This is a genomic window from Nostoc sp. NMS2, assembly GCF_017115105.1.
Lineage (GTDB): Bacteria > Cyanobacteriota > Cyanobacteriia > Cyanobacteriales > Nostocaceae > Nostoc.
On sequence record NZ_JABXKH010000037.1, the window covers coordinates 44968 to 54257 of the forward strand.

At 43.5% G+C, this 9290-nt stretch carries 7 protein-coding genes and 1 pseudogene; 6 read left to right on the top strand and 2 right to left on the bottom strand.

The window, feature by feature from the left end:
- Positions 1-90 precede the first annotated feature (90 nt).
- Positions 91-288: pseudogene (locus HWQ36_RS04360) on the bottom strand (HetP family heterocyst commitment protein); the annotation flags it as partial.
- Positions 289-370: 82 nt separating this feature from the next.
- Here HWQ36_RS04360 and HWQ36_RS04365 point away from each other — a divergent pair.
- Positions 371-496: a hypothetical protein gene (locus tag HWQ36_RS04365; RefSeq protein ID WP_292698466.1), complete on the top strand. Its 126-nt coding sequence runs from the start codon at positions 371-373 to the stop codon at positions 494-496.
- Between the two features lie 469 nt (positions 497-965).
- Complete coding sequence (locus HWQ36_RS04370; RefSeq protein WP_292698468.1) at positions 966-3383, top strand: sucrose synthase; 2418 nt, start codon at positions 966-968, stop codon at positions 3381-3383.
- 73 nt (positions 3384-3456) lie between these two features.
- Here HWQ36_RS04370 and HWQ36_RS04375 read toward each other — a convergent pair whose 3' ends face one another.
- Entirely contained in the window at positions 3457-3633 is a 177-nt protein-coding gene (locus HWQ36_RS04375) for a hypothetical protein (protein WP_292698470.1), read from the bottom strand.
- A 17-nt stretch (positions 3634-3650) separates the two neighbouring features.
- Here HWQ36_RS04375 and pgmB point away from each other — a divergent pair, with 17 nt between their 5' ends.
- The 4 genes from pgmB to HWQ36_RS04395 all read left to right on the top strand — a co-directional run bounded on the left by pgmB (position 3651) and on the right by HWQ36_RS04395 (position 9230).
- Positions 3651-6683 carry a beta-phosphoglucomutase gene (gene pgmB, locus HWQ36_RS04380; RefSeq protein WP_292698472.1) on the top strand — a complete coding sequence of 1011 codons (3033 nt, stop codon included), beginning with the start codon at positions 3651-3653 and terminating at the stop codon, positions 6681-6683.
- 166 nt (positions 6684-6849) lie between these two features.
- Complete coding sequence (locus HWQ36_RS04385) at positions 6850-8046, top strand: transposase (protein WP_292698474.1); 1197 nt, start codon at positions 6850-6852, stop codon at positions 8044-8046.
- A 333-nt stretch (positions 8047-8379) separates the two neighbouring features.
- On the top strand, positions 8380-8817 hold the full coding sequence (locus tag HWQ36_RS04390; RefSeq protein ID WP_190897163.1) for an Rrf2 family transcriptional regulator: 438 nt from the start codon (positions 8380-8382) through the stop codon (positions 8815-8817).
- 23 nt (positions 8818-8840) lie between these two features.
- The gene (locus HWQ36_RS04395; protein WP_292698478.1) at positions 8841-9230 is read left to right on the top strand and encodes a pentapeptide repeat-containing protein; all 390 of its coding nucleotides are present in this window, start codon (positions 8841-8843) and stop codon (positions 9228-9230) included.
- The last annotated feature ends 60 nt before the right edge of the window (positions 9231-9290 follow it).

Here is a 9290-nt window from a genome sequence, read left to right on the forward strand (position 1 = left end):
GGATGAGGGGGAATTATTGAATAAATCTCTCCCTTGTCTTCCCCATCTTCCTTGTCTCCCTAATCTCTAATTTTCGATGGGGTGCGTTCAAACCTGGCTATTGTCTTTAATTAAACGGCTGTAAGTTCGTTGGGGAATGAAGTGAAGTGGATTGTAACCAACGAAACGCAAAATTAGTACACAAGCCCAGGAATATCGACCATCAGTAATGGCTTCCATAACCTGCTCTAATTGTTCTGGACTAATGGCTTTGTGAAAATTTTTTTCAGAAGAAATATGGTAGTTCATAGCTAACCTGATGTAACTTATCTAAATCGAGGTGTATCAGTTTATCTCACCGTAAGCTGTTGCTTAAATTGGGCTGAGTAGTATGTCTGCAATACAACGACGACGGATGATAATTTTAGCAGTGACTGTTTTACCAGCCTTTAGTCTGCTTACATTTGGTTTGATTATGCTAAAGCTTACTGGATTTAACTTAATTTTTATAGAGTAGTGTTCTACTAGCGATCGCTCAAATTTTGCTGTATTGCTTGACCGAGAATAGTGTTTTATGCCTGATTGAAAACTAACTACTATACATAGAATAATCTGTCTTTGCCGCTACACCAGCCAAATTGACAGTTTTTTAATTGGGCATGGGGAAGAGGCAGAGGGGCGGGGGGCAGGGGGCAGGGGGAAAATTCTTCTCCCTTGCTCCCTGCTCCCCATCTCTCTCATCTCCCGGTTGGTGAGCGAAGTCGAACCACATCTCCCTCATCCCCCGGTTGGTGAGCGAAGTCGAACCACATCCCCCTCATCTCATCCCATAGATTTGAAGTCCTCGCAAAGTTTCATCCCATAGCTAGACGCGCGTGGTCTTCATATTTACCTATTATCAAGAGTGGAAAATGTACCTCACGGAACACGGAGCCTGGAAAGAAGAATGAGGTCGTGGACTAGCTAAAGTTTTGGAATTCGTCATCATGTATGAACTAGTTCAAGCAGTCTTCAACGGTGATGAAAAAACTGCTTTGCATCAGTTGATTTATGCGTTGAGTGTTTCAGGTAAGCGTTACTTCCTCAGAAATGAGATTTTGCTCTTCTTTGCTGATTACTGTCATCAATCTCAAAAGCCAGCCTATTTTTACTACTCTTCTTCTGTTGGCAAACTAATACAGTACACTCACGAAATAATTATCGAAGATAAAAATACCTGGTTCGTGATTCGACCCACAATCGCTAACCAGGAAGTTTGGCGACTGACAGCCGATTTGAACAGCTTTGAGCAGATGACGCAACAAGCGCTGCTAGATGTAAGAGATCGCTTAGTCAACCGCTATCAACCCCAAATCCTCGAAATCGACCTCCACCCCTTTTACGAAGGTTCCCCAAGAATCGACGACCCCAGAAATATTGGTCAAGGTTTAGCCTACCTTAACCGTTACCTGTGCAATCAATTGTTGACTGACCCCGAATATTGGGTAGAGATGCTGTTTAAAGCATTACAGGGGCTACAACATGGTGGAATTCGCCTGTTGTTGAGCGATCGCATTCCCTCCGGTATTCAGTTAGCCAAACAGATTAAAATAGCACTTAATTTGCTAAATGAGCGATCGCCTCATGAACCTTATGAAAAATTCTGCTTAGACCTCCAAGAACTCGGCTTTGAGGCAGGTTGGGGTAACACTGCGGCGCGAGTCTCCGAAACCCTAGAACTCCTCGACCGACTCATTTACTCTCCAGAACCCGGCATCTTAGAAGCATTTGTGGCCCGCGTCCCCGCCGTTTTTCGCGTCGTCCTTATTTCCATCCACGGCTGGGTTGGACAGGAAGATGTTTTAGGAAGAGATGAAACACTCGGTCAAGTTATCTACGTCCTTGAACAAGCTCGCAGCTTAGAAAACGAACTGCAAGAACAAATCAAACTTGCTGGACTAGACCAGCTAGGTATCAAACCTCATGTAATTATTCTTACTCGCCTAATCCCTAACTGTGAAGGAACATTTTGCTACCTGCCCTTAGAAAAAGTCCAAGATACAGAAAATGCTTGGATATTGCGCGTTCCTTTTGGTGAATTCAATCCAGAAATTACCAACAATTGGATTTCTAAATTTGAGATTTGGCCTTATTTAGAACAATTTGCCATCGATGCAGAAAAAGAATTACTAACGCAATTCAAAGGTAAACCTAATCTTCTTGTTGGCAATTACAGCGACGGGAACTTAGTGGCTTCTCTTTTATCTCGCCGGATGAAAGTTACCCAGTGTAATATTGCCCATTCTTTAGAAAAGCCTAAATATCTATTTAGCAATTTATATTGGCAAGATTTAGAAGATAAATACCACTTCTCGGCACAATTCACCGCCGATTTAATTAGCATGAATGCAGCCGACTTCATCATCACATCATCCTATCAAGAAATTGTCGGTACACCAGACACCATAGGTCAATACGAATCGTATAAATGCTTTACGATGCCGCAGTTGTATCACGTAGTTGATGGGATTGATTTGTTTAGTCCCAAATTCAACTTAGTACCACCGGGAGTAAATGAAAGTCTTTTCTTTCCTTATAGCCAGAAAGAAAAGCGAGATTCTAACCTTCGTACAGAAATTCACGACCTAATTTTTAACCGCGAAGACCACCAAATATTGGGTCATTTAGATTACCCTAATAAGCGACCAATCTTTTCCGTTAGTTCCATCAGTTCAATCAAAAATCTCGCGGGATTAGCTGAATGCTTTGGTCAAAGTCAGGCGTTGCAAGAGCATTGTAACCTGATCCTCTTGAGCGGTAAACTGCATCCTGATGAAGCTACAAACCCAGAAGAAGCAGAAGAAATTCAAAAACTCCACAATATTATCGATCAATATCATCTCTATAGCAAGATTCGCTGGCTGGGGATGCGTATTCCTAGCAACAGCCTTGGCGAAGCCTACCGAGTAGTTGCAGATTGTCAGGGAATTTATGTCCACTTTGCCCTCTTTGAATCCTTTGGGCGAAGCATTTTGGAAGCGATGATTTCTGGCTTGCCAACTTTCGCCACTCAATTTGGCGGTTCTTTAGAAATTATCGAAAACCAGGAGGAGGGATTTAATATTAATCCTACAGATTTAGGCGAAACAGCAAAGAAAATTTTAGATTTTATTGAAAAATGCAATACTCATCCTGAACATTGGCACGAAGTCTCAGAATGGATGAGTCAGCGAGTTCATAATCGATACAATTGGTATTCACATAGTAATCAATTACTACTACTCGCAAAAATGTTTACTTTTTGGAACTTTGTTGCGCCAGAAAATAACGAAGCCAGAGATCGCTATATGGAAACGTTATTCCATCTTATTTATAAACCCAGAGCCGAAAAGATTTTAGAAAAGCACATGGGAACTAATTCGTAATTCGTAATACTTCGGCTACGCTCAGTACAAGTTCGTAATTCGTAATTGTGACTGGATGGGAATTTTGAGTCTATCAGAAGGAGTTAGAACTTGAAGCATTAAGCTCAAAGACTGATTGATCCACCTCTAAACTGGATTCATCCACCTTGGAACTCCGTTCATCCACCTCTGAACTCCGTTCATCCACCTTGGAACTGGATTCATCCACCTGGGAATCAAATTTCCCAATGCCCAATTCCCCATTCCCCATTCCCCAATTCCCACTTTATGCAAACAAAAGACCGTTCTCGCCATTTTATCTACACAGATTGGATATTAATCGAAACCCAGTTTGACCCTGACCAATTGCAATCTAAAGAAACCGTCTTTACAATCGGCAATGGATACTTGGGAACAAGAGGTAGTTTTGAGGAAGGATATCCTCATTCATCACCAGCTACTTTTATCAATGGTGTCTACGATGATGTGCCGGTGGTGTACACTGAACTGGTAAATTGCCCTGACTGGCTACCCTTGATAGTGATTGTAAATGGCGATCGCTTCCGGCTCGATCAAGGTGAGATATTGAGCTACGATCGCCAACTTGACCTTCGTCAGGGACTAATCATTCGGGCTTTGCGTTGGCGTTCTCCTAGTGGAAACACCATAGACATCAGCTTTGAACGCTTTGCCAGTCTTGCAGATCCGCACGTGTTGGCGTTACGCTGCCATTTAACGCCATTAGATTTTGATGGGTTAATCGAAATTCAAGCTAGTATCAACGGTTATCCCGAAAATCAGGGTTTCAATCACTGGGAAGGACTAGATCAGGGCAAAACTGACCAAGGAATCTGGTTGCAACGCCGCACCCGCCACTCCCGAATTGAACTCGGAATGGGAGCTAAGATGACAATATTAGGCGCTGAAGCATCTTTGCAAGTCAATACTGCACCTGGTTATCCAACCTTAAGCACTAACTTTTTAGCTAAGGCGCAACAGACCGTAACAGTAGAAAAGTTAGTGACAGTTTTTACCTCAAGGGAGATTGATACCCCAGTCTCAGCCGCTCAAGAAAAACTCGCACACCTCCCAGACTACGCAACACTACAAAAAGCCAATCAGCAGGCATGGGATGAGGTTTGGCAGCAAAGTGACATCCTGATTGAGGGGGATAGCACAGCTGTTTTTGCTGTTCGCTACAATCTGTTTCAGTTGTTGATTGCTGGCCCACGCAATGATGACAGGGTGAGCATTCCTGCTAAAACCCTTTCGGGATTTGGCTATCGCGGTCATATATTTTGGGATACAGAGATTTTTATGCTGCCCCTATTTATATTTACCCAACCAGCGATCGCCCGAAACTTACTCAGTTACCGTTGGCACACCTTACCAGGAGCTAGACGCAAGGCGGCTCATTATGGTTATAAAGGGGCAATGTTTGCCTGGGAAAGTGCTGATAGTGGAGATGAAGTAACACCACGTTGGGCACTCGGAAATGATTTTTATGGTGAAGATGTGCGGATTTGGTGCCGCGATCGCGAAATTCATATCAATGCAGATATTCCTTATGCCGCTTGGAATTACTGGCAAACAACTGGTGATGATGAGTGGATGCAAAAGTGCGGCGCAGAGATAATCTTAGATACCGCTATCTTTTGGGCTAGTCGGGTAGAATTCAATTCTGAGCGTCAACACTATGAAATTCAGGGCGTGATTGGAGTCGATGAATACCATGAACTCGTTCACAACAACGCCTTTACAAACCGGATGGCGCAATGGCATTTAGAGAAAGCGATCGCAGTCTATGATTGGTTAGTTCAAAAATTCCCCGAACGAGCCAGGGAATTAGAAGAGAAACTGCAACTCACCTCAGAACAGCGATCGCACTGGCAAGATATTATCGCTAAAATCTTGTTTCTCTATGATCCATCAACAGAACTAATTGAGCAGTGCGAGGGATTTTTCCAATTAGAAGATATAAATTTAGCAGACTATGAACCACGCGATCGCTCTATGCAGCCGATCTTGGGTGTTGAGAAAATCAACAAATATCAAGTAATCAAACAGCCAGATATATTGATGCTTCTTTATTTAATGCGAGAATCAGCAGATTTTCCCTACAGTGAAAAAGCATTGCAGGCAAACTGGGATTACTACGCACCCCGTACCGACATTACTTATGGTTCCTCCCTTGGCCCGGCAGTTCACGCCATCTTAGCTTCCGATTTGGGCAAATCAACCGAAGCTTACGAAGTGTTTATACACGCATTAATGGTGGATCTTGAAGATAACCGAGGTAACACCAGCGATGGAATTCATGGTGCTAGTGCTGGTGGCATTTGGCAAGCTGTAATTTTTGGATTCGGTGGCATCCAAATCACCGAAAATGGCCCAGTAGCTAACCCCCATCTGCCTGATGGCTGGACGCGCCTGAAGTTTAAACTGCACTGGGGCGATAAATGGCACGACTTCGATTTACATCATGAAGTGGGGATTGGGCATGGGGCATGGGGCATGGGGCATGGGAAGAAGGAGACAACACAGATAACCAATGCCCAATCCCCAATACTTCGACTTACCTCGGCTTCGCTCGGCACAAGTCGCTCAGTACAAGTGCCCAATCCCCAATTCCCAATTCCCAATATTCAAGGATTCATTTTCGATCTAGATGGTGTGCTGACAGATACAGCAGAACTTCATTATCTAGCTTGGAAGCAGTTAGCAGATGAAGAGAGTATACCATTTAATCGGCAGGATAACGAAGCGCTGCGGGGTGTATCCCGTCGTGCTTCCCTGATGCTGATTCTAGGAGATAGACCATATACGGAAGCCCAAATCCAAGAGATGATGGAGCGGAAGAATCGCTATTATGTGGAATTGATACAAAATATGACATCCACGGATTTGTTGCCAGGTGCGATCGCCTTTTTGGATGAACTGCGACAAGCTGGGATTAAAATCGGCATTGGTTCAGCTAGCAAAAATGCCCGCACAGTAATCGAGCGATTGGGCATTGCTGATAAAGTAGATGCGATCGCAGACGGTTATAGTGTACAGCAACCCAAGCCAGCACCCGATCTATTTTTGTACGCAGCCAAGCAGCTAGGACTTGAACCAGCGCAATCTGTAGTTGTAGAAGATGCCGCAGCAGGCATTGAGGCGGCTCTAGCTGCTGGGATGTGGGCAGTAGGACTTGGCCCCATTGAACGAGTTGGAGCCGCTCACGTTGTCTTACCCAGCCTAGAAGGTATCAAATGGGCAGATTTAAGAGCCAAATTGAGTGACATTGCCACACAAAAACATTCAGGGACTTCCAATTAAGGGACTTCCAAATTAAAAAAATATCCCATCGCTTTAAGGGCAGGGGGGCAGGGAGCAAGGGGAGCAGGGGGGGCCTGACAGGTGTAGGTTTATTACGTGGTTGTGAGTATTCACAACTGGAAACTAGAAAATAGAGCATGAAACCAGGGGTGTACTAAAAAGAAAAATGCTGAAAAACAAGTACCTCAAAGAATGGTCATGCATAGTTTCACAGCGAATGTCACATTTATCAATGCCTCAAGCGATCGGGCTGGCAACGTGGAGCTTTGGCATGGTGATGACAAATTCAAGCAGTCTAACACAGGTCTCAAGATTCATTGCGCTCGTGAATGGCGAAAAACCAAACACAGTTCGTCAGCGACTCAAAGAATGGTATCAGGAGGCAAAAGCTAAGAAAGGAAAGAAACGTTCTACTCTAGAGGTGAATGGATGTTTTGCACCATTGCTGTTGTGGATAATTGATCTTCTACCCAGAAGTATGAAGCAAATTGCTCTTGCACTGGATGCAACGAGTATTGGTGACAAATTCACCGTTTTATCGATTAATGTTTTGCTGGCAGGGTGTGGAATTCCCGTTGCATGGTGTGTTGTCAAAGCAACCGTTCCTGGAAGCTGGAAACCACAATGGCAAAAATTAATCAAAGATCTCAACGGTGTAATTCCTCAAAACTGGAATGTGATTGTCAGTGCTGACCGAGGGTTGTATGCAGATTGGCTTTACGAACTAATTATTTGTGCTGGTTGGCATCCATTGCTACGAATTAATCATCAAGGTACTTATCGAGTTCCTCCACATGGAGAATGGCGATCGCTGAGTGAAGTTGTTTCTGCTCCAGGGCAATCATCCTCTGTTCGAGTTGTTTGTTTTAAAACCAACCCAATTGAATGTACATTGCTTGCCCGATGGGATTTTGGCTACAAAGACCCGTGGTTGATCCTGACTGACCTGGAACCAAACCAAGCTGATGTACTCTGGTACGGTTTGCGTCCTTCCACTGAATGTGTTTACCGCGATCTCAAATCTGACGGTTGGCAATGGCACAATACTCGTCTACTCGATCCAAAGCGTGCAGAACGTTTATGGTTAGCGATCGCAGTTTCAACTCTATGGATGGTCATACTAGGTGGTGAAGCAGAAAATCTATCACCCCTGCCAAATTGGGAACAACTTCCCAAAAAACACATTAGCTTCTCAAAACCTCTCAAATTACGCCCACCTCGTGTGATTTCTTGTTTCCTCCTTGGCTTGCTCACCCTTATTGCTGATTTACTTAACGGTATATCAATTCATCTTCATCGCTGGAGTTCATTTCCTCCCACCCCTATTGATGAGTTTTATTACCGCAACTTTTCCTTATCGTAAAATACCTACACCTGTCAGGGGCAGGAGGCAGGGGGAGCAAGAACTAATGACAAATGACTAATGACCAATGACCAATGACCAATGACTAATGACTAATGACAAATGACCAATGACTAATGACTCCTGACTCCTGACTCCTGAATTCTGTACAAGAATAAATCACTTTTATTTATCGAATTCAAAATAAAAAGTAATTGCTTCTATACTAAAAGGTCTTTAAAGTAGAGTTAGCCGGTCAACAATTAGTTGATTGTAAAGTGTTTCTTAACAATTGGTTAGGAAACAAACTCAAGGACTTTGTATATTTAAGTGTGAGTTTAAAATATTACGCTTGTGGTCATCTCTAACAAATCAGAGTACGCACTTCTAGCCCTGTTAGAGTTAGCAACCTGCTACCCTAACGGTGAAGCGCTGCAAATTCGAGAAATAGCGGTCTTACAAGACATCCCAAACCGATACTTAGAACAACTTCTAGCAACATTAAGACGTGGAGGTTTAATTAAGAGTATACGCGGAGCCAAAGGTGGCTATGTTCTGGCACGAGATCCGGGAAAAATTACAGTGTTGGACGCTTTTAGCTGCATGGAAGGGTCAGATATTGTTGTATCTGATTGTGAGCCGACTCCTAACACCGTAGAAGGTGAGCTAATTCAGGAAGTCTGGCAGGAAGCACGTCAGGCTGCTAACTCCGTTTTAGAAAAATATACACTCCAAGACCTTTGTGAACGAAGATCAATGCGAAAGCAGAAGGAACTCATGTATTACATTTAGGTAATAACCTGTGAAGCTGTTATATGCCTGAAGTTAATTCTCAACACATAAATACTGCCGCTACTCTTGTGGAGAGTTATGCAGCAGGAAAACGGGACTTTAGTAAAGCAGAACTGGGTAATGCCGATTTACAAGGCATTAACTTGAAAGGATCTGACCTTAGTTATGCTGACTTGAGTGAAGCTAACCTAAGTGGCGCTAATCTCAGGGGAACTGACCTGAGTTTCGCCGATCTGGGTCAAGCTAATCTGAGGGATGCCGATCTTAGAGGAGCATTATTGATCTCAGCCAATCTCCGCCAAACCGATCTCAAAGGAGCAAAGCTGGAAAAAGCAGACTACGATCGCAGCACCCATTTTCCCCAATATTTCGACCCAGCGAAAGCGGGTATGCAAATAAAATTTGAAGATTAATTAATTTAAACCACGTCTATCTTGAAACCTGTAGTTCAACTCTAATGAATAAGGATTTGC